This window comes from Streptomyces lycii (assembly GCF_009735685.1).
Classification (GTDB): Bacteria; Actinomycetota; Actinomycetes; order Streptomycetales; family Streptomycetaceae; genus Streptomyces; species Streptomyces lycii.
This window is the reverse complement of record NZ_WHPN01000180.1, coordinates 1-22,687: the sequence shown is the minus strand read 5'-3', so window position 1 is coordinate 22,687 and position 22,687 is coordinate 1. Positions and strand designations below refer to the sequence as shown.

General features: G+C 73.4%; 23 protein-coding genes. 10 read left to right on the top strand and 13 right to left on the bottom strand.

Going from position 1 to position 22,687, the window contains the following annotated elements:
- Window positions 1-33: 33 nt before the first annotated feature.
- The 5 genes from GCU69_RS07505 to GCU69_RS07485 all read right to left on the bottom strand — a co-directional run bounded on the left by GCU69_RS07505 (window position 34) and on the right by GCU69_RS07485 (window position 4,994).
- Window positions 34-966 (bottom strand): sirohydrochlorin chelatase, encoded by a 933-nt coding sequence (locus tag GCU69_RS07505; RefSeq protein ID WP_098750462.1) that lies wholly within the window; start codon window positions 964-966, stop codon window positions 34-36.
- Window positions 967-1,054: 88 nt separating this feature from the next.
- Window positions 1,055-2,248 carry a BadF/BadG/BcrA/BcrD ATPase family protein gene (locus GCU69_RS07500; protein ID WP_408055773.1) on the bottom strand — a complete coding sequence of 398 codons (1,194 nt, stop codon included), beginning with the start codon at window positions 2,246-2,248 and terminating at the stop codon, window positions 1,055-1,057.
- Between the two features lie 43 nt (window positions 2,249-2,291).
- Window positions 2,292-2,969 (bottom strand): uracil-DNA glycosylase, encoded by a 678-nt coding sequence (locus GCU69_RS07495; protein WP_098750461.1) that lies wholly within the window; start codon window positions 2,967-2,969, stop codon window positions 2,292-2,294.
- A 46-nt stretch (window positions 2,970-3,015) separates the two neighbouring features.
- On the bottom strand, window positions 3,016-4,104 hold the full coding sequence (locus tag GCU69_RS07490) for a WD40/YVTN/BNR-like repeat-containing protein (RefSeq protein ID WP_098750460.1): 1,089 nt from the start codon (window positions 4,102-4,104) through the stop codon (window positions 3,016-3,018).
- Window positions 4,105-4,295: 191 nt separating this feature from the next.
- Complete coding sequence (locus GCU69_RS07485; protein ID WP_235978299.1) at window positions 4,296-4,994, bottom strand: DUF305 domain-containing protein; 699 nt, start codon at window positions 4,992-4,994, stop codon at window positions 4,296-4,298.
- A 143-nt stretch (window positions 4,995-5,137) separates the two neighbouring features.
- Between GCU69_RS07485 and GCU69_RS07480 the strand changes: the two genes are divergently transcribed.
- Window positions 5,138-6,622, top strand: a complete 1,485-nt coding sequence (locus GCU69_RS07480; RefSeq protein WP_098750458.1) for an LVIVD repeat-containing protein — start codon at window positions 5,138-5,140, stop codon at window positions 6,620-6,622.
- Window positions 6,623-6,644: 22 nt separating this feature from the next.
- On the opposite strand, the gene GCU69_RS07475 is transcribed toward GCU69_RS07480, so the two are convergent.
- From GCU69_RS07475 to GCU69_RS07450, 6 genes are all read right to left on the bottom strand, one after another.
- Complete coding sequence (locus GCU69_RS07475) at window positions 6,645-7,283, bottom strand: TetR/AcrR family transcriptional regulator (protein ID WP_098750457.1); 639 nt, start codon at window positions 7,281-7,283, stop codon at window positions 6,645-6,647.
- A gap of 156 nt (window positions 7,284-7,439) precedes the next feature.
- Window positions 7,440-8,135, bottom strand: coding sequence for an HAD family hydrolase (locus GCU69_RS07470; RefSeq protein WP_156205466.1), 696 nt, complete (start codon window positions 8,133-8,135; stop codon window positions 7,440-7,442).
- Between the two features lie 18 nt (window positions 8,136-8,153).
- Entirely contained in the window at window positions 8,154-8,897 is a 744-nt protein-coding gene (locus tag GCU69_RS07465) for a phosphatase PAP2 family protein (protein ID WP_156205465.1), read from the bottom strand.
- A gap of 43 nt (window positions 8,898-8,940) precedes the next feature.
- Entirely contained in the window at window positions 8,941-9,876 is a 936-nt protein-coding gene (locus GCU69_RS07460) for a M56 family metallopeptidase (RefSeq protein WP_156205464.1), read from the bottom strand.
- Window positions 9,877-9,969: 93 nt separating this feature from the next.
- Entirely contained in the window at window positions 9,970-10,695 is a 726-nt protein-coding gene (locus GCU69_RS07455) for a DUF5134 domain-containing protein (RefSeq protein ID WP_156205463.1), read from the bottom strand.
- 245 nt (window positions 10,696-10,940) lie between these two features.
- The gene (locus tag GCU69_RS07450; RefSeq protein WP_156205462.1) at window positions 10,941-11,333 is read right to left on the bottom strand and encodes a VOC family protein; all 393 of its coding nucleotides are present in this window, start codon (window positions 11,331-11,333) and stop codon (window positions 10,941-10,943) included.
- A gap of 105 nt (window positions 11,334-11,438) precedes the next feature.
- On the opposite strand from GCU69_RS07450, the gene GCU69_RS07445 reads away from it, so the two are divergent.
- Entirely contained in the window at window positions 11,439-12,035 is a 597-nt protein-coding gene (locus tag GCU69_RS07445; protein WP_098750451.1) for a GNAT family N-acetyltransferase, read from the top strand.
- A gap of 69 nt (window positions 12,036-12,104) precedes the next feature.
- On the opposite strand, the gene GCU69_RS07440 is transcribed toward GCU69_RS07445, so the two are convergent.
- Window positions 12,105-12,788: a glycerophosphodiester phosphodiesterase gene (locus GCU69_RS07440; RefSeq protein ID WP_098750450.1), complete on the bottom strand. Its 684-nt coding sequence runs from the start codon at window positions 12,786-12,788 to the stop codon at window positions 12,105-12,107.
- Window positions 12,789-13,157: 369 nt separating this feature from the next.
- Here GCU69_RS07440 and GCU69_RS07435 point away from each other — a divergent pair, with 369 nt between their 5' ends.
- The 4 genes from GCU69_RS07435 to GCU69_RS07420 all read left to right on the top strand — a co-directional run bounded on the left by GCU69_RS07435 (window position 13,158) and on the right by GCU69_RS07420 (window position 17,124).
- Complete coding sequence (locus tag GCU69_RS07435; protein ID WP_156205461.1) at window positions 13,158-14,555, top strand: DUF6421 family protein; 1,398 nt, start codon at window positions 13,158-13,160, stop codon at window positions 14,553-14,555.
- Window positions 14,556-14,581: 26 nt separating this feature from the next.
- Window positions 14,582-15,349 carry an SDR family NAD(P)-dependent oxidoreductase gene (locus GCU69_RS07430; protein ID WP_098750448.1) on the top strand — a complete coding sequence of 256 codons (768 nt, stop codon included), beginning with the start codon at window positions 14,582-14,584 and terminating at the stop codon, window positions 15,347-15,349.
- Window positions 15,328-16,431: a threonine aldolase family protein gene (locus GCU69_RS07425; RefSeq protein WP_098750447.1), complete on the top strand. Its 1,104-nt coding sequence runs from the start codon at window positions 15,328-15,330 to the stop codon at window positions 16,429-16,431. Before GCU69_RS07430 ends, GCU69_RS07425 begins: the two co-directional genes overlap by 22 nt.
- An 87-nt stretch (window positions 16,432-16,518) precedes the next feature.
- Window positions 16,519-17,124 carry a transglutaminase-like domain-containing protein gene (locus tag GCU69_RS07420; protein WP_156205460.1) on the top strand — a complete coding sequence of 202 codons (606 nt, stop codon included), beginning with the start codon at window positions 16,519-16,521 and terminating at the stop codon, window positions 17,122-17,124.
- A 188-nt stretch (window positions 17,125-17,312) separates the two neighbouring features.
- Here GCU69_RS07420 and GCU69_RS07415 read toward each other — a convergent pair whose 3' ends face one another.
- On the bottom strand, window positions 17,313-18,035 hold the full coding sequence (locus tag GCU69_RS07415; protein ID WP_098750445.1) for a lysophospholipid acyltransferase family protein: 723 nt from the start codon (window positions 18,033-18,035) through the stop codon (window positions 17,313-17,315).
- A gap of 339 nt (window positions 18,036-18,374) precedes the next feature.
- Here GCU69_RS07415 and GCU69_RS07410 point away from each other — a divergent pair, with 339 nt between their 5' ends.
- From GCU69_RS07410 to GCU69_RS07395, 4 genes are all read left to right on the top strand, one after another.
- Window positions 18,375-19,160 (top strand): electron transfer flavoprotein subunit beta/FixA family protein, encoded by a 786-nt coding sequence (locus tag GCU69_RS07410; protein ID WP_098750444.1) that lies wholly within the window; start codon window positions 18,375-18,377, stop codon window positions 19,158-19,160.
- An 84-nt stretch (window positions 19,161-19,244) separates the two neighbouring features.
- The gene (locus GCU69_RS07405) at window positions 19,245-20,207 is read left to right on the top strand and encodes an electron transfer flavoprotein subunit alpha/FixB family protein (RefSeq protein WP_098750443.1); all 963 of its coding nucleotides are present in this window, start codon (window positions 19,245-19,247) and stop codon (window positions 20,205-20,207) included.
- A gap of 158 nt (window positions 20,208-20,365) precedes the next feature.
- The gene (locus GCU69_RS07400; protein ID WP_098750442.1) at window positions 20,366-21,646 is read left to right on the top strand and encodes a DUF6986 family protein; all 1,281 of its coding nucleotides are present in this window, start codon (window positions 20,366-20,368) and stop codon (window positions 21,644-21,646) included.
- Window positions 21,647-21,720: 74 nt separating this feature from the next.
- Window positions 21,721-22,687: serine/threonine-protein kinase (locus GCU69_RS07395; protein WP_156205459.1), on the top strand; the 967-nt coding region annotated here is incomplete at its 3' end.

Sequence of the window (22,687 nt, the reverse complement as noted above, 5' to 3'; positions counted from 1 at the left end):
GCGCTTCCGCGGTTCCGGCGCCGCCGTGACGGCTCAGCGCATGGGGGAGTTCTGCGGCTGCTGCGGCGCGATGCCGAGCACCGTCATGTACTTCGACACCACGAGCCGGCCGATCGCCGGGTAGGCGCCCAGCGCCTCGCCGGAGGTGCAGCCCGCCTCGGCGGCGGCCGCCTCCAGCAGCCCTTCCGCCAGCTCCGGGCCGATCAGGTACGGCGCCAGGGCGAGCTGCGCCGAACCGGAGCCGCGCAGCTCCTCGGCGGCCTTCGTGATGGACCCCTCGACGTCCAGGGCGGCGGCCAGCACCGGAACCGCGAGCCGCGCGGCCAGCAGCATGCCCGTGATCCCGGCGGCCTGCACGGCCTCCTCGCCGCCCACGGTGGCCAGGATGATGCCGTCGGCCGCGGTGGCCACGGTGAACAGCCGCGCCCGGTCGGCGCGCGCCAGACCGGCCTCCGACAGCCTGACGTGCAGGGCCTCGGCGAGCAGCGGGTGCGGGCCGAGGGCGTCGGTCAGCTCGGCGGAGACGCGGCTGTCCATGACGGCCTGGCGTATCCGGCGCATCAGGGCGCTGTCGGGGCCGGCCAGCAGCGGGACCACGACCGCGTCGGGACCGTCGGCGCGAGCGGCGTCAGCGGACTCCGCGGAGCTGTCCGCCGCGGCCTGCGCACGGGCGGCGCGCTCGGCGGCGGCCCGGGAGAGCGCGGCGTCGAGCGCCGGGAACTCCTCGTCGGCGCCGTCGACGTAACCGAGGTGGACGTTCAGCCCCGGCAGCTCGGAGCGGGCAATGCTGATGACCTCCTCCGCGAGGCTGCGGGAGGAGGCGTCGGGCGTACCGGGCACCGCCAGAACCAGCGCGGGGGCACCCTCGGGCGCCGCCAGCGGCTCCGGTTTCCGGTGCCGCCCGGGCTGGCGGGGACGCGGCATTCGTACGGGCAGGCCGGATGCAGGCCCTGTGGGGGTGCTCATGGCGCCGCATGCTAACGCTTTTGGTGGGTCTGTTGTTCGGGGAGGGGGCGACTGTGAACCCTTTGTCCGCTTATGCCTGGGGGCTCGGTCATCCCTGAGAGGGTGCCGCGTCCGGGAGGTGGAGCATCCGCCCGTCGACCGGCAGCCGGAGACGACCGGTGGCCAGCGCCGAGGCGATGCACAGCGCGCCCTCCAGCGGCCCGCCGGCGGCCTGCTCGGGGCGGGCCGCGGGAAGGACCGCTGCCAACTCCTCGCGCAACGGCGCGAGCAACGGCTCCCCCATCCGGAACAGGCCCCCTGCCAGCGCGACGGGGCAGCCGTCCACCGGCGGGCACACGGCGGCCGCGGTCTCCGCGACGGCGCGGGCCGCCGACCGCAGGATGCCCGCCGACACCGGGTCGTCCTCCGCGCAGCGGCCGACCTCGGGGGCGAACGAGGCCAGCACCGCCGCCCGGTCCGTCCGGGGATAGAGCAGCCCGGGCAGCCCGGCCGGCGGACCGAACACCGCTTCCAGGCGGGCCAGCAGAGCCGGGGAACCGCCGCCGCGGCCGTCGAACTCCCGCAGCGCCGCCTCCAGCCCGGCACGGCCGATCCAGGCCCCGCCACCGCAGTCACCGAGCAGGTGCCCCCAGCCGTCGGCCCGCCGCCAGCCGCTCACCGGCCGCCCGGAGGGCCCGCCCGGCTCCGTACGGCTTCCCGGGTCCGTGCCGCTTCCGGGCTCCGTACGGCTTCCCGGGTCCGTGCCGTTTCCGGGCTCCGCACCGCTCCCCGGGTCCGTGCCGCTTCCCGGTTCGCGGCCCCCGGAGGAGCCGCCCGGCCCGGTGCCGGGAGCGGCTCCCGGGTCGGCGCCGAGCGCGATCATGCCGGTGCCCGCGGCGACCACCACCCCGGGGCGCTGGCCCAGCGCCCCGGCATAGGCGGTCACCGCGTCGGCCGCGAGTGCGATCCGCCGCAGCCCGAAAGCGGACGCGAGGGCCCCGGGCAGCACGGTCCGCAGCTCCCCGCCCAGGGTGGCCATCCCGGCGGCGCCCACGGCAAGCGCCGCCAGCTCCGGGGCGCCCCCGGCGGTACGGCCCAGCAGGGTGCGCACGGCGGGCAGGAGCTGCGCCAGCAGATGGCCGGCGTCGATGCCCGCGGGCCCCGTGCGCACCGGCTCCGCACACCGCAGGCTGTCGGCTTCCGTGCCGTCGGCTGCGCGGGCGATCGCCACCCGCAGCCCCGAGCCGCCCGAGTCGACCCCGCAAACCCACGCGTCGTCACGGGCGCCGCCGTCCGCGCTCACCCCCGGCACCGCCCGCCGGGCGGCCGCGCCCCCGGAACGGCGGTCACGGCAGTCTCCAGTCGACCGGCTCGGCACCCTGCCGCACGAGCAGGTCGTTGGCGCGGCTGAACGGCCGGGAACCGAAGAAGCCGCGGTCGGCGGACATGGGGGAGGGGTGCGCGGACTCCACGGACGGATACTCGCCGAGCAGCGGACGCACATTGCGGGCGTCCCGGCCCCACAGGATCGACACCAGCGGCCGGCCGCGGCCCGCGAGCGCCCGGATGGCCTGCTCGGTGACCGCTTCCCAGCCCTTGCCGCGATGGGCGGCCGGCCTGCGGGGCGCGGTCGTCAGCGCGCGGTTGAGCAGCAGTACGCCCTGCCGGGTCCACGGCGTCAGATCCCCGGTCGAGGGACGCGGCAGCCCGAGGTCGCTCTGCAGCTCGCGGAAGATGTTCTCCAGGCTGCCGGGCAGCGGCCGCACATCGGGGGCCACCGAAAAGCTGAGGCCCACGGCGTGACCGGGCGTCGGATAGGGATCCTGGCCGACGAGAAGCACCCGCACGTCGTCGAACGGCTGCTGGAAGGCGCGCAGCACGTTCTCCCCGGCGGGCAGATATGTCCTGCCCGCCGCTATCTCGGCGCGCAGGAAGTCGCCCATCGCGGCGATCTGCTCGGCGGCGGGCTCCAGCGCCTTGGCCCAGCCCGGTTCGACGATTTCGTTCAACGGTCGTGCAGCCACGGGCCGTCACTCTACTGGGTCGGCGCGCCGCCGGCCGCCACCGCGCTCAACCGACCACCGCGGCCCGGACACAGAGGACGTCCGGCAGATGAGAGGCCAGCTGCTGCCAGCTCTCTCCCTCGTCCGCGCCGGCGAACAGCTCGCCGTTGCGGTTGCCGAAATAGATACCGGCCGGATCGGCGTCGTCCATGCACATCGCGTCGCGGAGCACCGGGCCGTAGTGGTCGCCCTCGGGCAGGCCGGCGCTGAGGGGCTGCCAGCTCTCCCCGGCGTCCTCGGTGCGGAACACCCGGCACCGCCGCTCGGCGGGCACTCGGTCGGCGTCCGCGTTGAGCGGGAACACATAGGCCACGCCGCTCCGGCGCGGGTGTACCACGACGGGGAAGCCGAAGTCGGAGGGCAGCGAGTCGCCGATCGACGTCCAGCTGCCGCCGGAGTCGTCGCTGCGATAGACACCCCAGTGGTTCTGCAGATACAGCCGGTCGGGGTCGACCGGGTCCCGGGCGACCTTGTGCACGCACTGCCCGAACTCCGGATTCGGGTCGGGCAGGAAGCGCGCCGACACCCCGCTGTTGGACGGCGCCCAGCTCGCGCCGCCGTCCTTCGTCCGGAAGACGCCGGCGGCCGACACCGCGACGGTGACGGCGTCCGGGGTCCGCGGGTCGGTGACGACCGTGTGCACCGCCTCCCCGCCGCCGCCCGGGAACCAGCGGTCCCTGGTGGGGTGTTCCCAGAGCGGGCGGACCAGTTCGAAGGTCTCGCCGCGGTCCTCCGATCGGAACAGCGCGGCCGGCTCCGTCCCGGCGTACACCACGTCCGGGGTGTCGGCGCCGGCCGGCTGGAGCTGCCAGACCCGCTCCAGGGAGGTGCCGGTGTCCTTCGGGAACTTCACCGCGGGCTGCTTCGGCTCGTGCCAGGTGGCGCCGAGGTCGTCGGAGTGGAACACCGACGGGCCCCAGTGCGAGCTGTCCCCGCCGACCAGCAGCCGGGGCGTGCTCCGGCGGGTGTCGATGCCGATCGAGTAGACGGCCTGCGCGTTGAAGTGGGGGCCGTCGAACTCCCAGTCCCCTCCGGCCCTCCGCCTGCCGAGGAAGAGTCCTTTGCGAGTGCCTACTGCGAGCAGAACGTCGGACATGGCCGACACCTCCGGGACGCCGTTGTCTGTTGGGTCACATCTGCGAGCAGTGTGCACCCGGGCACTGACAACGGGGCCTCCGCGCGGGACCTCCGCGGCTCAGGAGGCCCGGTCGGAGCAATCGGCGTCCGGGCCGCCGCCCCCTCCCCGGCGGCCCGGCCGCCGGGGCCGCCGGGGAGGGGGCGGCGGCGCTACAGGTCGCGCATCCGGCCGATCTCGGCGGTCTGCTGTGCCACGACGTCGTTGGCCATCTCCCCCACCCGCACGTTGTTCCCCTCGGACAGCAACTCGGTGGCCATCGTGACGGCACCCTGGTGATGGGTGATCATCAGCTTGAGGAACAACGCGTCGAAGGCCTTGCCGCGCGCTTTCGACAACTGCTCCAGCTGCTGCTCGGTCGCCATGCCCGGCATGGAGCCGTGGTCGTGACCCGGCGTGTGCCCGGAGCCGTGTCCTGACGCGTCGTCCTGTCCCTTCTCCTTCTTCTCGTTCTTCTCGTTCAGGTCCAGCCACCCCTGCAGGGCCTTGATCTCCGGGCCCTGGGACGCGGCGATGCGCTCCGCGAGGCGCTTGGTCGCCGTCGCGTCGGCGTGCTTCTCCGCCAGATCGGTCATCTCCAGGGCCTGGGTGTGGTGTTCGATCATCATCCGGACGTAGCGGAAGTCGGCGGAGTTGGGCGAGTCGTCGCCGACCGCCTTCTTCGCCTCCTCGGCGGAGAGGGTCTCCGCGGCCTCCCCGGGCTTCCCCGGCGCGACGACGGACGGTTCGGGCCCGGCCTTGTCCGCGGCCGAGGGCTCCTGTTCGCATCCGGTGAGGCCCAGCGTCACGGCGGCCAGCGGCAGGACGACGGCCAGCGTGCGGACACGGGCCGGCAGGCGGCGAAGGGACACGGCGACCTCCAACGGGCGCAACTCAGTGATCGTTAAGTCTTACTACATCTTCGTTAATGACTGTTGTGATGTACATGCGAATCGGGATACTGCGGAGGTTGGTTGAACCCCGTTCAGCTGTGAACGGAGACAGGGAGGGCGCAGTGACGTCGACGCACAAACCCCACGTGCGGCGCAGACGCCTGGGCGTGGCGGCGGCCGCATTCGGCATGATCGCCACGTTCCTGGCCGCAGGCCCCGCGGCCGCGACACCCGACCCCGGTGACGCGCCTGCCGAGAAGCCGGTCACGCAGGAGCAGGAGGCCGAGACCCGCAAGGCCATCCGGGGCGGCGAGATACCCGGCGTGGACGAGATCGTCCACAGCAAGAACATGACCCACCTGGCGAACATCCCCAAGGACGCGCTGGAGGGCACCAACTCCGATCTCGCCTTCCAGGGCAAGTACGCGTTCGCCGGCAACTACGACGGCTTCCGGATCTTCGACATCAGCGACCCGGAGTCGCCGGAGACCGTGAGCCAGGTCCTCTGCCCCGGCGCGCAGAACGACATCTCCGTCTCCGGAGACCTGCTCTTCCTCTCCACGGACTCCTCGCGCAGCGACAACTCCTGCAACAGCACCTCGCAGCCCGCGACGGAGAAGTCCTCCTGGGAGGGCATGAAGATCTTCGACATCAGCGACAAGCGGAACCCGGAGTACGTCGCCGCCGTCGAGACCGCCTGCGGCTCGCACACGCACACCCTGATGCCGGCCGGCCGCAGCACCGTCTACGTGTACGTCTCCTCGTACTCGCCCGACGAGACCTTCCCCGACTGCAAGCCGCCGCACGACGGCATCTCGGTCATCAAGGTGCCGGTGAAGGCCCCGCAGAAGTCGGCGATCGTCGACTTCCCGAACCTCTTCCCGGACGGCGGCAACCCGGGCGGGCCGCAGAATCCCGGGGTGAGCCGGACCACCGGCTGCCACGACATCACGACGTACCCGAAGCTGAAGCTGGCCGCCGGTGCCTGCATGGGTGACGGCCTGATCATGGACGTCTCCGACCCGGCGGAGCCCAAGGTGATCGACCGGGTCCAGGACAACGTCAACTTCGCCTTCTGGCACTCCGCGACCTTCAACGAGCGCGGCACGAAGGTCGTCTTCACCGACGAGCTCGGCGGCGGGGGCGCGGCCACCTGCAACGCCGAGATCGGCCCGAACCGGGGAGCCAACGGCATCTACGACCTCCGCGGCAAGGGCAAGCACCGCGAGCTGGTCTTCAAGAGCTACTTCAAGATCCCGCGGCACCAGGCGGACACCGAGAACTGCGTGGCGCACAACGGCTCGCTGATCCCGGTCCGGGGCCGCGACATCATGGTGCAGTCCTGGTACCAGGGCGGCGTGTCCGTCTGGGACTTCACCAACTCGAAGCGGCCCAAGGAGATCGGGTACTTCGAGCGCGGGCCCATCTCCGCCGACAAGTTCGTCGGCGGCGGCACCTGGTCCGCGTACTACTACAACGGCCACATCTACTCGAACGACATGGTCAAGGGCCTGGACGTGCTGAAGATCAGCGACCGCCGCACCGACGGCGCGGCCCGGGTCCGGATGGACGAACTCAACGCCCAGACGCAGCCCGAGTACCACTGAGTCCGGTGGCCCCGGAGGCCGGTCACCTCTGAGGCACCACACGCACCGGTGCCCCGCCGGGCGGTTCGCCGTCCGGCGGGGCACCGCGCTCCCAGGCCAGCCCGTAGCGCTCGAACAGCTCGGCCCGCAGCCGCTCGGCCGGCATCGGAGCGCCCGGCAGCAGTACGGCGACCACGGCTCCCATCAGCAGCGCGCGCAGCATCCGGTAGTCGGTGTCCGGGTCGGTGGAGCCGAAGCGCACGACGGTGTCCCGCAGCAGCGCGGCCACCCGCTGCTGCTCGGGGCACTGCACGAAGCCCTCGGCCGTCAGGATTCCCGCCATGTGGGTGCGCATCAGCGTGGGGTGGTCGCGGGCGATGCCCAGGACGGCGTCGATCGCCCGGGCCAGCCGCTCCTGTCCGTCCGCGGTCCGCGGTTCGCGCTCCAGCGCGGCCTCCAGCGTCAGGTGCATCAGCCGGTGCACGGCGGACTGGAAGAGCTGGCGTTTGCCGGGGAAGTAGTACGACACCAGGCCGCGAGCGGCGCCCGCCCGGTCGGCGATGGCGGCCAGCGTCGTCGCCTCGTAGCCGTGCTCGCCGACGAGTTCGACCGTCGCCTGCAGCAGTCGCTCGCGGGAGCGACGGCGCAACTCTTCATTGACCGATGCGCTGCGCGGGGACATGCTGTAACTCCTGCGTTGACTGGCTCTGAGCCAATATACTCAGCGTGGCCTCGGTGACGGCGCTTGCCCGCCGTCCCGGGCGCTGCCGTCGTTTTCGGGCGACGCGGGGGATCGTCCGAAAACGGCGGCATCGGTACGGCCCCGCGATGAAGCGTTTCAATCCAGTCTGGCCAGCACCGGGCGCAGCTCGTCCGGCCGCTCGGCGGCCGGCAGGTGCCGGACGAGTTCGAGCGAGCAGCCCAGCGCGGTCGCGCCGCCGTCCGCGCGGGCGTCGTCGCCGACCATCAGCGTCTCCCCGGGTTCCGTGCCGAGGGCGGCGCAGGCCGCCTCGAACAACCCCGCCTCCGGTTTCTGCACGCCGTGCTCGTACGACAGCGCGTAGGCGTCCACGAAGCGGTCCAGGCCGTGGCCGCGGAAGACCGGACGCAGGTCCCAGCCGATGTTCGACACCACGGCGACGGCCGTGCCCCGCTCCCGCAGCGCGCCGAGCACCTCCGCCGCGTCCGGGTACGGAATCCAGGCGTCCGGCTCCATGTGCCGGTCGTACAGCACCTCGTACGCCTCCGGCCAGGGAAGGCCAGCCTCGCGGGCAAGCTCCGTGTACAGCTCGCGGTGCCGGTCCGCGGTCCGGTCCCGCTCGGCCCAGAGCCCCGCGAGCCGCGGCGGCAGCTCGCGGGGAGAGGAACCGCCGGGGAGCGCGCCCGCGTCCTCCAGCCGTGCCGCCCACCGGGCTAGCTCCGGCTCCGGGACGGTGATCCCCAGCCGCGCCAGCGAGGTGCGCAGCCAGGACTCGGCAGGCTCGATGCGGAAGAGGGTCCCGGAGAAGTCGAAGAGCACGCCCTTGATCGCCATGCCTTGATCATTCCCCGCTCAGTCGGCCTCCTGCAAGGGCTTCCGGGACGCCGCCCGCCGCCAGTGCTCGTATCCCGCCACGGAACCCGCCGCGACCAGCGCCCCGAGCAGCCAGCCGCCCAGCACGTCCGACAGCCAGTGGACGCCCAGATAGACCCGGGTGAACCCGACCCCGAGCACCGAGACCACCGCGAGCCCCGCCGCGAGCCGCGGCCACGGTCCCCGCGGCCCGGCCCGGTACAGCAGCCACACCAGCACCCAGCAGGCGAACGTCGCCGTCATGGCGTGCCCGGAGGGGAAAGCCGCGTAGTGGGCGGAGTCCACGGGCTCCGCCCACTGCGGCCGCGGGCGGCCGACCGCCGCCTTCATGCCCTGCTGGAGCGCCGAGCCCGTGAGCGTCACGAACAGCACCCACAGGGCGGTGGTCCGCCGGCCGGCGCGCAGCAGCAGGATCACGGCCGCGGTCAGCAGCAGCCGCATCGCCCACGGGTCCCAGGGCCAGTCCGTGAGCAGCCGGTTGGCCCGCACCCAGCCGGGGCTCTCCAGCGCCGAGGTGTGCAGCCCGTCGGCGACGGCCCGGTCCAGGGCGAGAAGCGGCGGCCAGCCGAGCGCCACCAGCGCGAGCAGGACGGCGGACAGCACGGCGCAGACGCCCGCCGTCCAGAGGTGGCCGGCGGCGGCCGGTCCCGCGGCCGGGTCCGCGGAGCCGGAGCGGCCGGCGGAACCAGGGAAACCGGAATCAGAGGATAGGGGCGCCCGCATCCCGTCATTCTGGCCGCAGCGGGGCCGCCGAAACCCGCGGCGGCTACCGCAGCGCGCTCAGCCCGGGCACAAACGCCAGCAACACGGGCACCACCGGCACCAGCGCCGCCGCGGCCGTGAGCCGCAGCCGCCGGGCGGGCGAGAGCCTCCGGCGCGGGTTGAGCAGCCGGTCGACCCGGCGCGGCACCTCGGCCAGCGGCGTGGGGCACGGCCCGAACACGCCGCGCTCCTCGTTCAGTTCGACCAGCGCCAGCGCGATCGTCAGCCGTCCGAAGCGGCGGGAGGCGACGTCGTCGGCCGCCAGCTCCACCAGCCGGTGCATCTCGTCACGGAACGACGCGAAGACCGGAACCCGGGGGAAGCCCCTCGCCAGCGCGGCGGAGCAGTGCAGCAGCCAGTCGTGCCGGGCCTGGGCGTGGCCCTGTTCGTGCGCGAGGACGGCGTCCAGCTGGCGGTCGCCCAGGCGGCGCAGGGCGGCCGTCGTGATGACCAGCTGGGGCGCCGCGCCGGGCAGCCACCAGGCGTCGGGCCGGTCGCCCTCCAGTACGACGAGCCGGTCCTCCGAGGGCACCTCGCCCGGCAGCCGCGGGGAGCGCACCAGCAGCTCGGCACGCCGGCGGCGGCGCTCGGCGCGCGCCGAGCGCACCTCCCGGGTCAGCATGACGCCGCTCCAGGCGCCGCCACAGGCGAGCACGACGGCCAGCGTCCCGGCCCACGGCCCGTACGCCCCGAAGGCGTACGCCTCGACCACTCCGTGCGGCGCGGGGGCGAAGACGTGACCGCGGACGAACTCCCACGCGGCGGAACCGCTCAGGGCCATGGCGAGCGCGCAGCACAGCAGCACCGCCGCCACCACGCACTGCCACACCCACAGGGCCAGTACGGGCTCCCGGTCGGGCCAGCCGGCCCGTGACAGCACACGGGGAGCGAGGGCCGCGGTCAGCCCGCCGAGGACCATGAGCGCGAGCGGGAGCATCATGGCGCCAGCCTATGAGCGGGCGGCCGCCCGCCGGTACGGCCCCGGCCGGGAAGTGACGCACCCCACGGCGGGGGCGGCCGGGGGAGGCGCCCCTCAGAGCGCCGGGAGCATGACGAGCATCCCGATGCCCATGGCCACCCGGCAGGCCGTCACCAGCTCCGGCGCCTGCGCCCACGCCCGGGTGCGCCCGCTACGGCCGGCGAGGTCTCCGGCGGCGTGCTTCCGGTCCGGGGCCGTCCGGTGCGGACCCGCCCGGTGCGGACGTACTCCGTCCGGTCCGCCGGTGGCCGGCGGCCACCTGCGTGTCCCGGCGGAACGGGAGCCGCCGGTGGCCGCGGACCCCGGGGCGGTGGCGGGCGGCGGCGGCACGAGCCGTGCCCCCGCCGCCAGGACGTATCCCGCGAAATACACCAGCAACAGCCCCGCGAGCACCGGGATGACGCCGGCCCGGCCGCCGGAGCCGTGCGCCGCGTGCCCCGCCGCGTGCCCGGCTGGTGCCGAGAGCGCCATGTACACCATCGCGGCAGCCCCGACGGCGTGGTGCAGGTGGTGCCGGTCCGCCGGTCCGGAGAGCAGGCACGACGCCGCGAGCACCAGCGAACCGGCGAAGACACCGGCGAGGAGCCACGGCAGCCACGGCAGCCCCGCCACGGCGGCGACCGGCACCGCCATCGCGGCCATGCCCGTCCCCATCAGGGCCTCCCCGGCCGCCATCCGCCGGGGTCCCGGCGCGCAGTACGGCATCCTCAGCAGGCAGTAGCCGGCGCTCGCTCCGCACACGGCCACCAACAACCAGCCGGCCAGCGGTGATCCGTGCACAGCAGCCTCCCCGTCGCCGGTACCGCGGGGAGGATGCCCGGTGCCGCCGCCGCCCACGGGAGCGCACGGACGCAACCGTGGCGCGTTGGGGGGAGCGTGACCCGGCGGCCGCACCCGGGGCAGCCGGACGGGAGCGGACGCCGGACACCGGGGCGCGGTGACGGCGGCGGGCCGGGAGCCGGGGCGCGGTGCCCGGCACCGGGGCGGGTACCGGCTGCCGGGAGCGGCGGCACCGGGGCGCGCCACTACGTCCCGGGGCGGTAGCGGATCGGATGGTCCGCCGGAATCTCCACGACACAGATCCCGACCCCGTCGGGATCGGCGATCCACATCTCGATCAGCCCCCACGGCTCCTTGAGCGGCGGCCGCAGGATCTCCACCCCGCGGCCGGCCAGCTCCTCGTGCGCCGAGGCGGCGTCGGCCACCTGGAGCCACAGCTGGAGACCGGGCGCGGGCGGCGTCGCGGAGCGGCCGGAGACCTCCAGGAAGCCGCCGCCGAGGAAGTAGACCGTGCCGCGCTCCGCCCCGGTGCCGAACTCCCGGTGGACGGCGAGCCCCAGCGCGTCGCCGTAGAAGGCGCGGGTGCGTTCCGGGTCGGTCGGGCGCAGCAGGATACGGCTGCTCAGTACATGCACCATGTCCGCGACCCTACGCATCCGGGCCCGTTCCGGGCGCCGCCGCCGCGCCTTGCTAGCCTCGCCTGTGCCCCGTCGCGGGCGCCGTACGGAGAGGACGCTCAGCTGATGGATCACGTGGTGGAGGCCGGGGAGCCGCAGTCCACCGGGCGGACCGTCTTCCGCGAGGCCGTCCGGGCCGATGTGCCGGCGCTGGTCTCGCTCGTGGAGTCGGCCTACCGCGGGGACGCCAGCCGCGCCGGGTGGACGACCGAGGCGGACCTTCTGGAGGGGCAGCGGACGGACCCCGAAGGGGTGACGGACGTGATCACCGGGGCGGACAGCCTGATGCTGGTCGCCGAACGGGACGGGACGCCCGTCGCCTGCTGCCAGCTGGAGCGGCGCCCCGGGCACGCCTACTTCGGCATGTTCGCCGTCAGTCCGCTGCTCCAGGGCGCGGGACTCGGCAAGCAGGTGCTCGCGGAGGCCGAGCGGCGGGCGCGCCGGGACTGGGGCGCCGCGGAGATGCGCATGACCGTGATCTCGGCCCGGGAGGACCTCATCGCCTGGTACGTGCGCCGCGGGTACCGCCGTACGGGCCGGACGAGTCCCTTCCCGTACGGGGACGAGCGCTTCGGCATCCCGCAGCGCGACGACCTCTGCTTCGAGCTGCTGGTGAAGACCCTGGGCCGAGGGTCCGCGGGTGCGGACCGGCGCACCGGCTGAGGGACCCGGCCGGCCTTCCGGCCCGGCGCCCCCGGCGGTGCGTGCCCGGCGCTGCGTGCCCGCGGCGGGTCAGGCCGTGAAGCGGCAGGTGCGCTTGATCTCCGGGAAGTCGGTGGTGCCGCCGTCGAGGCCGAGCGCCCGGGCGAGCCGCAGATCGTCCTGCGTGTTGACGACCCAGCCGATGATCCGCAGGTCCGCGGCGCGGGCGCGTTCGACGGTCTCCAGGGTGAGCCGGCGGATGTTGAGCACGAGGGTCTCGGCGCCGACGGCGACGGCGCGGTCGACGACGTCCTTGCCGTAGCGGCTCGCGACCAGGGCGGTCCGCACCCCGGGCACCAGCTTGCGGATCTCGGCGAGCGCCTCGTCGTGGAAGGACAGCACCTCCACCCGGCCCGCGAGATCGCGGCGCAGCATGACCTCGGCGAGCGCCCGGGCTGCCGCGACGTCCTTGATCTCGGCCTGGAGGGGCGCCCGCACCGCGTCGAGGACTTCCTCGAAGACGGGGACGCGCTCGCCCAGGCCGGCGTCCAGCTCGCGCAGCTCGGCGAGTGTGAAGTCGGCGATGGGCCCCTTGCCGTCGGTCGTACGGTCCACGTCGGCGTCGTGCATCACCACGAGAGCGCCGTCCTTGCTGAGGTGCAGGTCCAGCTCGATGACGTCCAGGCCGTCACGGTCGGCGCGGACGAAGGAGCGCAGGGTGTTCTCGGGCTCGACGCCCATGACTCCGCGGTGGCCGATGGTGAGGAAAGTCAAGAGTCCCTCCAATCCGCGGGAGCGGGGGTCGCCCCCGGAAGGCGCAGCCGCGTCCCACGGCCGCCCCGTGAACCAGCAGGCAGCCTAACGGCAGGGGGCGCGCTCGCACCGCCCCGCGACGCGACCCGGTTCACTCCTCACCCGGGCGTGTCACCCGCGGCGGCCGTGCTGACGGAGACGGCCGGCGGTGCGACGGCTGGTTCTGGAGGCGATGTGTGTGACACATGCGTGCATGGATCCGCGCCCAGGCGGGAAAAACATCGGCGTACTCGCTGCTTCGCAGGATGATTTCCGCTTGCCTCGACTTGAGGGGCGTTCCTCCGGCAGATACGGTGGCAGGGCGAAAAAATATCCAGTGGAGGGTGAGTCATGACGGAAATTCTTGTGCAGGAGCGGCAGGGTGGTGACGTTTTCTCTGCCGAGCGCGTGATCGACCACCCGTCCTGGCCCGTCCTCAAGAGCGCCGTCGAGGACGTGCGGCCCTGGCAGTCGAAGGACGGCTCGATCGACTTCGCGGCCGAGGGCGCCCCCTCCCGGGCCGCCGCGGAGGACGCCGTGGACCGGATGGTGACCGCCGTCCGCGAGCTATCGCCGCTGCTGCCGCACGACGCGGACTACCACCGCGCGCTCGCCGCCGATCTGCGGCGCTGGGCCGACGACGGGTTCGGTGTCCCGGACTTCCTGGACTCGCTGCTCGCCTTCCGCCCCGCGGACCACCGTGAGGACGGGCTCCAGCATCTGGTCCTCTTCCCGATGTACACCCAGAACGGCAACCCGGACCGCAACTTCGAGGCGGTCGTGCTGCGGGTGGTGTGGCCCGGCTGGCTGGCCGAACTGGAGCGGACCCGCTTCGACAACCCGCTCTTCCTCGGCATCACCTTCGAGGACTTCACCGCGGGCTACGACACCAACTCCGCCGTGCTGTTCCCCGAGACCATCGCGGTGCGCGAGGCCCCCGAGCGGTTCAGCTGGGGCGGCATCTTCTGCGACCGCGAGGCGGCCCGCTTCCGGGTGGTCAGCGAGGCCGCGGTGCGCACGCTCGGCCTGGACCTCCCCGAGGACGTCCGGTCGATGCTGGCGGACCAGGACCGCTGCCAGCAGGCCTTCGTCCTGTGGGACATGATCCACGACCGCACCCACAGCCATGGCGACCTGCCGTTCGACCCGTTCATGATCAAGCAGCGGCAGCCGTTCTGGATGTACGGCCTGGAGGAGCTGCGCTGTGACCTGACGGCTTTCAAGGAGGCCGTGAAGCTGGAGGCCGAGGGGCTGCCGCAGGCCCGCGACGTGCAGTACGCCGTGATCTTCGACCGGATGTTCCGCTTCCCGGTGACCGGCGACCGCGTCAAGAACTACGACGGCCTCGGCGGCCAGCTGCTCTTCGCTTACCTGCACCGGCACGACGTCGTACGCTGGACGGACAACACCCTGCACATCGACTGGGACCGGGCTCCGCAGGTCACCAACCAGCTCTGTGCCGAGATCGAGAAGCTGTACCGCGACGGCATCGACCGGCCGAAGCTCGTGCACTGGTTCGCCGCCTATGATCTTGTCTCGGCCTACCTGGCGCCGCATCCCGGGTCCGTGTGGAACAAGGGCCCGGACGCTCTCGACCTGTCGCTGCCGCCGCGCAAGCTGGTGGACGAGGTGCTTCCGGACGAGTTTCCGCTCAGCATGTTCTACGAGGCGCTCGCCAAGAAGCTGCGCGGTGTGATCGCCTCCACGAAGGGCATCACCGCGGCGGGGGCCCAGGGGGCGGCCGCGTGAGCGATCTCGACGAGGAGGCGACGACGATGGACCCGAGCGCAGGCACCGGCGGGGAGAACCCGCTGGAGGGCGCCGTGGTGGCGGTGGCCGGAGCGGCCGGACCGGCGGGCCGGGCGGCCCTGTTGCGGCTGGCGGAGGCCGGGGCCACGGTGGTCGCCGCGGACTCCGACGTGGAGCGGCTGGCCGAGGCCGTCGACGCCGCCCGGTACAAGCACGGCGGCGCGGTCGTCACCGGCGAGACCGTCAATCTGCTCGACCTCGACGCGACGCGGGCGTGGGCGGACCGTACCGAGAAGGAGTTCGGCCGGGTCGACGGCGTCGTCCATCTCGTCGGCGGCTGGCGGGGCAGCAAGACCTTCGCCGCGACGCCGCTCGCCGACTGGGACACCCTGCACAACCTGCTGATCCGTACCGTCCAGCACACCTCGCTCGCCTTCCACGACGCCCTGCGGCGCAGCGGCCAGGGCCGGTTCGTGCTGATCAGCGCCGCGGGCGCAAGCAAGCCCACCGCGGGCAACGCCGCGTACGCCGCCTCGAAGGCCGCCGCCGAGGCGTGGACCCTCGCGCTGGCGGACGCCTTCCGCAAGGAGGGGGGTGACGAGGGGCTGCCCGCGGCCGCTGCGATCCTGGTGGTCAAGGCGCTGGTGCACGACGCCATGCGTGCCGAGCGCCCGCACGCCAAGTTCGCGGGCTTCACGGACGTCACGGAGCTGGCCGAGGCCATCACCGGAGTCTGGGAGAAGCCCGCCGAGGAAGTGAACGGAAAGCGCCTGTGGCTGACCCCGCAACCCTGACCGCCCCCGACGCCGCCGGACGCACCGACGCGGTCCGGCGGCACGACCCCGACGCACGGGGCTTCGCCAGCGACAACTACGCCGGGGTGCACCCGGAGATCCTCGCCGCCATCGCCCTGGCGAACGGCGGACACCAGGTCGCCTACGGCGGGGACGACTACACCGCGCACCTCACCGAGGTGTTCCGCGCCCACTTCGGCCCGCGCGCCGAGCCGTTCCCCGTGTTCAACGGCACCGGGGCGAACGTCGTCGCCCTGCAGGCGCTGACCGAGCGCTGGGGCGCGGTCATCTGCGCGGACAGCGCGCACATCAACGTCGACGAGTGCGGTGCCCCGGAGCGGGTCGGCGGCCTCAAGCTGCTGCCGGTCCCCGCCGAGCACGGCAAGCTCACCCCCGGGCTGATCGAGCGCGAGGCGTTCGGGTTTGACGACGAGCACCGTGCCCAGCCGCAGGTCGTCTCGATCACCCAGACGACCGAGCTGGGCACCTGCTATACCCCCGACGAGATCCGGGCGGTCTGCGACCACGCCCACGAGCGCGGCATGACGGTCCACCTCGACGGGTCGCGGATCGCCAACGCCGCGGCGTCGCTCGGCGTGCCGCTGCGGGAGTTCACGACGGACGCCGGGGTGGACGTGCTCTCCTTCGGCGGCACCAAGAACGGGCTGCTCTTCGGCGAGTGCGTGGTGGTGCTGAACCCGGACGCGGTCCGCGCCATGAAGCATCTGCGGAAACTGTCGATGCAGCTCGCCTCGAAGATGCGCTTCGTCTCGGCCCAGTTCGAGGCGCTGCTCGCCGGTGACCTGTGGCTGCGCGGAGCCGGGCACGCCAACGCCATGGCGGGCCGGCTCGCGGCGGGAGTCCGGGACGTCCCCGGGGTCGAGGTCCTGCATCCCGTCCAGGCCAACGCGGTGTTCGCCGCACTGCCGCACGACGTCGCGACACGGCTGCAGAAGCAGTACCGCTTCTATTTCTGGGACGAGGCGGCGGGCGTCGTGCGCTGGATGTGCTCCTTCGACACGACCGAGGCCGACGTGGACTCGTTCACGGCCGCCCTGGCGGAGGAGATGGGCAAGCGCTGAACCGGGCCCCGGTTCGTATCCCGTATGGGTATGCGCTCGACCGCAAATCAATTGATGGGCGGTCGGGCGCTTCCCTATGCTCGGCGCATGCTCCTGACCAACGCCCCGGAGCCGGCCTATCTGGCCGCCGACGAGGTCATCGACCACGAGCACCCGCTGGTGCGACAGACCGCCGGCCGGCTGCGACGCGGCTCCGCGGACACCGCTCAGGCCTACGCCGAGGCTGCGTACGCCTTCGTCCGGGACACCGTCCCGCACTCCGCCGACACCGGGAACCCGCTGGTCACCTGGCGTGCCTCCGACGTCCTCCGGGAGCGGACCGGCATCTGCTACGCCAAGTCCCACGCCCTGGTCGCGCTGTTGCGCGCCGGGGGCGTTCCCGCGGGCCTCTGCTACCAGCGGCTGGGTGTCGTCCACGGGCTGATCGCGCTCAGGCTGCCGGGGCGGGACCGCTGGGACCGGCAGGACCCGCGCGGCAACAAGCCGGGAATCGACGCGCGGTTCTCGCTGGACGAGGAGCGGCTCGCCTGGCGCGCGCGCCCCGAACGGGGGGAGGCGGACTGGCGCACCGTCCACGCCACCCCGCCGCCGGAGGTGCTGGCCGCCCTGCGCGGCGCCGCCGACCTGGACCACCTGTGGCGGCTGCTGCCCGCGGACCTGCCGGGCTCCGCGGAGCTGCCCGGCTGCGCGTAGCTGCCCGGGGCCGCGGAGTTGCCCGGCTGCACGGGCCTGCCCGGCTGCACGGGCCTGCCTGGCTGTACGGACTGCCCGGAGCCGTGGATTCCGCCGGCTCCGGGGTGCCGTCCTGTTCCGCCGCCCGCCCCGGGGCCGGTCGCTGACCCCCGGCTCGGTGCCCGGCCCGGAGCCGGCGGCCGGTTGCGTCAGCCCCGCTCGCCCGCCTCGGCCGGAGTCGGCGCGGTGCCTCCCAGATGGGCGGGCACCCACCAGGTGTCGTCCGGGCCCTTGGGGCGTACGGGGTAGGCCCGCTGGGCGGACTCCAGCAGTTCCTGCACCCGGGCGCGGACCCGCTCGGTGACGCTCACCGTCGGCTCCTCCGGATCTGCGGCCATCTCGCGCCCGACCCGGACGGTGATCGGGATGTGGCTGCGGCCGAGATTGCGCGGCCGGCCCTTGGTCCACAGCCGCTGCGTGCCCCACAGCGCCATCGGCAGCAGCGGGACCCCCGCCTCCTGTGCCAGCCGGGCGGCGCCGGACTTGAAGTTCTTCAGCGTGAACGACTGTGAGATGGTCGCCTCGGGGAAGACCCCGATGATCTCCCCGGAGCGCAGGGCCCGCAGCGCGTGCGAGTAGGCGTGCTCGCCCTGGGCGCGGTCGACAGGTATGTGCTTCATGGCGCGCATCAGCGGCCCCGACACCTTGTGCCGGAAGACCGACTCCTTGGCCATGAAGCGGACCAGGCGCTTCGCGGGGCGGGCGGTCAGTCCGGCGAAGACGAAGTCCAGATAGCCGATGTGATTGCTGACCAGTACCGCACCGCCGCGGCGCGGTATGTGCTCGGTGCCCTGGATGTCGAACCGCAGGTCGAGCGCCTTGAACATGGTGCGCGCGACGCCGATCACCGGTGGGTAGACGAGCTCTGCCATACGGGGGGACCCTTCTGTCTCCGGGGGGTTCTCCCGGCAAGGTTACGCAGCCGTAGGTTTGCTGCTCCGGCGATCGTGCCCGATCCCCGCCGTCCGATCCACCCCCGGCGCTGCCGCGCCGCGAGATCCTCGTCACGTCGGCGGGACGCCGGGACTGCGCCGGCGGCCGTTGGGAAGGTCACAGTTCAACGCCCTTGCGGACGTGTGCCAGGGTGGGTGTACTGGCGAGTAATATTGTGGCGGGAGCACGGGCCGTCGAGGGCCCGGAACCGTCCCAAAAGGCGCCTATGCTGCCTCCACAAGGCAGTTCAGTAGAGACGATGCGGTAGGAGAGCCGGCGTGAGCCTGAGGATCGTTGTCTGTGTGAAGTACGTGCCCGACGCCACCGGCGACCGGCACTTCGCCGATGACCTGACCGTCGACCGCGACGACGTGGACGGTCTGCTGTCGGAGCTGGATGAGTACGCGGTCGAGCAGGCTCTCCAGATCGCCGAGGACGCCGACGACGCGGAGATCACCGTGCTCACCGTCGGCCCCGAGGACGCCAAGGACGCGCTGCGCAAGGCGCTCTCGATGGGCGCCGACAAGGCCGTCCACGTCGAGGACGACGACCTGCACGGCACGGACGTCATCGGCACCTCCCTGGTGCTCGGCAAGGCCATCGAGCACGTCGGCTACGACCTCGTCGTCTGCGGCATGGCCTCCACCGACGGCACCATGGGCGTACTCCCGGCGATCCTCGCCGAGCGCCTGGGCGTGCCGCAGGTGACCCTGCTCTCCGAGGTCTCCGTGGAGGACGGCAAGGTCACCGGCCGCCGCGACGGCGACACCGCCACCGAGCAGCTCGAGGCGGCCCTGCCGGCCCTCGTCTCGGTGACCGACCAGTCCGGCGAGGCCCGCTACCCCTCCTTCAAGGGCATCATGGCCGCGAAGAAGAAGCCGGTGGAGTCGCTCGACCTGTCCGACCTGGGCATCGAGGAGGACGAGGTCGGCCTCGAGGGCGCGTGGACCAAGGTGGACGAGGCCACGGAGCGCCCCCCGCGCACCGCGGGCACCATCGTCAAGGACGAGGGCGAGGGCGGCAAGCAGCTGGCCGCGTTCCTCGCGGAGCGCAAGTTCGTCTGACACGGCCTGTCCGGCCGGAGGTTCACCCGAGCTTCGGGCCACGTACCCGACCCCACATTCTTCGCATCGCAGGAGCGCATTCCCATGGCTGAAGTTCTCGTCTACGTCGACCACGTGGACGGCGCCGTCCGCAAGCCGACCCTCGAACTGCTGACCCTGGCCCGCCGCGTCGGCGAGCCCGTCGCCGTCCACCTCGGCGCCGGGGCCGACACCGCCGCCCCGGTCCTCGCCGAGCACGGCGCGGTCAAGGTGCTGGCCGCCGACGCGCCGGAGTTCGCCGACTACCTCGTCGTGCCGAAGGTCGACGCCCTTCAGGCCGCGTACGACGCCGTCTCCCCGGCGGCCGTCCTGGTGCCGTCCTCCGCGGAGGGCAAGGAGATCGCGGCCCGCCTCGCGGTCCGCATCGGCTCCGGCATCATCACCGACGCCGTCGATCTCGAGGCCGGCGACGAGGGCCCGGTGGCCACCCAGTCGGTGTTCGCCGCCGCCTTCACCACCAAGTCCCGTGTCAGCAAGGGCACCCCGGTCATCACCGTGAAGCCGAACTCGGCCGCGCCCGAGGCCGCCCCGGCCGCCGGGACCGTCGAGCAGCTCGCCGTCTCCTTCGGGGAGAAGGCGACCGGCACCAAGGTCGTCTCCCGCACCCCGCGCGAGTCGACCGGCCGCCCCGAGCTGACCGAGGCCGCGATCGTGGTCTCCGGCGGCCGCGGCGTCAACGGCGCCGAGAACTTCCCGCTGATCGAGGGCCTCGCGGACTCCCTCGGTGCCGCCGTCGGCGCCTCCCGCGCCGCCGTGGACGCGGGCTGGTACCCGCACACCAACCAGGTCGGCCAGACCGGCAAGTCCGTGTCCCCGCAGCTCTACATCGCGGCGGGCATCTCCGGCGCGATCCAGCACCGGGCCGGCATGCAGACGTCGAAGACCATCGTGGCCGTCAACAAGGACGCCGAGGCCCCGATCTTCGACCTCGTCGACTACGGCGTCGTCGGCGACCTCTTCGAGGTCGTTCCGCAGCTCACCGAGGAGGTCAAGGCCCGCAAGGGCTGACCCGCGACCCGGACGGGCCCCGGCCGCGCGCGGCCGGGGCCCGACGCGTTCGCCTCCCGGAGCGGGGCGTTGACCCGTCGCCTTGATCGGCCATAGCTTCGCCATGCGGATCGGTGGTTTCGGCCACCGGAATCTTCTGAGCGACGGAGGGCAGCGGGATGGAGCGGCACACCACCGTGAGGACAACCCTGGCACCCGCGGTGACCGCGGACATCACGGCCGCGCTGGCCCCCGTCGACGCCGAACTCGCCCGCCGGTATCCCGGCGACCCCGGCACCCGCCAGCCCGTGCACACCGTCTACGTCCCCGCCGACGTCTTCGACGCCGGCACGGTGCGGAGCTGGGGGGACCGCGCGCTTGCCGCGCTCGACGAACACGCGCCCGACGCCCGGGCCCTCGCCGCCGTCCTGGGGCTCGACCCGGCACTGGCCGGACCGGTGTACGAACGGGTGCGCGCCAAACTCCTGCGCGAACCGGTGGAGGACCTCCGTATCGACTTCGAGGACGGCTACGGAGCGCGCCCCGACGCCGAGGAGGACGCCGACGCCGAACGGGCCGCCCGGACCCTCGCGGCGACGGCCGCGGACCCCGGCGCGCCCCCGTACGCCGGCATCCGGATGAAGTGCATGGAAGCGGCGGTCCGCGACCGCGGCATCCGCACCCTCGACATCTTCCTCAGCACGCTCCTCGACGCCGGGGACCTGCCCGGCGGCCTCGTCCTCACCCTGCCCAAGGTCTCCTACGCCGAGCAGGTCACCGCGCTGGCCCGGCTGCTGACCGCGTTCGAGGAGGCCCGCGGGCTGCCGCACGGCCGGATTCGTTTCGAGATCCAGATCGAGACCACCCAGGCCGTCCTCGGACCCGACGGCCGGGCCACCGTCGCCCGCATGATCGACGCCGCCGGCGGGCGGGCGGCCTCGCTGCACTACGGCACCTTCGACTACAGCGCCTCGTGCGGGGTCGCCGCGGCGCATCAGTCCCCGGCCCATCCCGTGGCCGACCACGCCAAGGCCGTCATGCAGGTCGCGGCGGCGGGCACCGGAGTGCGCGTCAGCGACGGCTCGACCAACGTCCTGCCCGTCGGTCCCACGGAACAGGTGCACGAGGCCTGGCGGCTGCACCACGGACTCGTGCGCCGCGCGCTCGTCCGCGCCTACCACCAGGGCTGGGACATGCACCCGGGCCACCTGCCCACCCGGTACGCCGCCGTGTACGCCCACCACCGGGAGGGGCTGGAGGAGGCCGCCGACCGGCTGGCCCGGTACGTGCGCGGCACCGGCGGGGCGGTGCTGGACGAACCGGCCACCGCCAAGGCGCTCAGCGGCCATCTCCTCCGCGGCCTGGACTGCGGCGCCACCGACGCCGGTGAGATCGCCCGTCTCACCGGCCTCACCCCGGCCGACCTCGGCGAACTCGCCGGACGGCCCGTCAGGGGCTGAACCGGGGAACGAACCTCCCGTCCGGGACCGTAGGCTGTGCGCCACGGTAATCGGTTTCACAGGACGGGGAAGCGGTGTCTTCGGGGGTCTACGGACACGGACAGGACGGTGCCGGGCGGGTGCTGGCGGGGCGCTACCGGGTGGTGCGCCAACTGGGCCGGGGCGGCATGGGAGTTGTCTGCCTCGCGGTCGACGAGGTGCTCGGGCGGGAGGTCGCGGTCAAGGAACTGCGCACCTTCACCGACGCCTCCGGCCCGGATCTCGCCGAACTCCGGCTGCGCATGCAGCGCGAGGCACGGGCGGCGGCCCGGGTCCGGCACCCCGGCGTCATCGCCGTGCACGACGTGGCGGACGACGAGGGGCGGCCCGTCATCGTCATGGAACTCGTCGACGGGCCGTCACTCGACGACGTGCTCCGTGAACGCGGCACGCTCGAGCCCCGCGAGGCCGCCGGCATCGGAGCCAGGGTCATGGACGCCCTCGACGCCGCCCACGGCGCCGGGGTGCTGCACCGCGACGTCAAGCCCGGGAACATCCTGCTCGACCGCAGCGGCCGCGTCGTGCTCACCGACTTCGGGATCGCCGCCATGGAGGACCCGGCCGGCGAGGCCACGAAGCTCACCCGGACCGGTGACATCGTGGGCTCGCTGGACTATCTGGCGCCCGAACGCGCCCAGGGCCGGGCACCCGGGCCCGCCTCCGACGTCTGGGCGCTGGGCGCCACGCTCTACGCGGCGGTCGAGGGCGGCTCGCCGTTCCGCCGCACGTCCACCTGGTCCACCCTCAGCGCCATCGTCACCGAACCGCTGCCCGAGCCGCGCAGGGCCGGGCCGCTGACGCCCGTGCTGCGCGTCCTCATGGACAAGGACCCGCAGGCGAGGCCGGACGCCCGGCGCGCACGGGAGCTGCTGGAAGAGGTCGCGTCCGGCGGGGCCGCGCCGGACGCGGGCGGCGTGCCGCCGGTCCCGACGACGCTCGACAACCCGGGCTTCGGGCCCGCCCCGGACCTGTCGCAGCCGTCCCCCGTCCACCCGTCCCCGG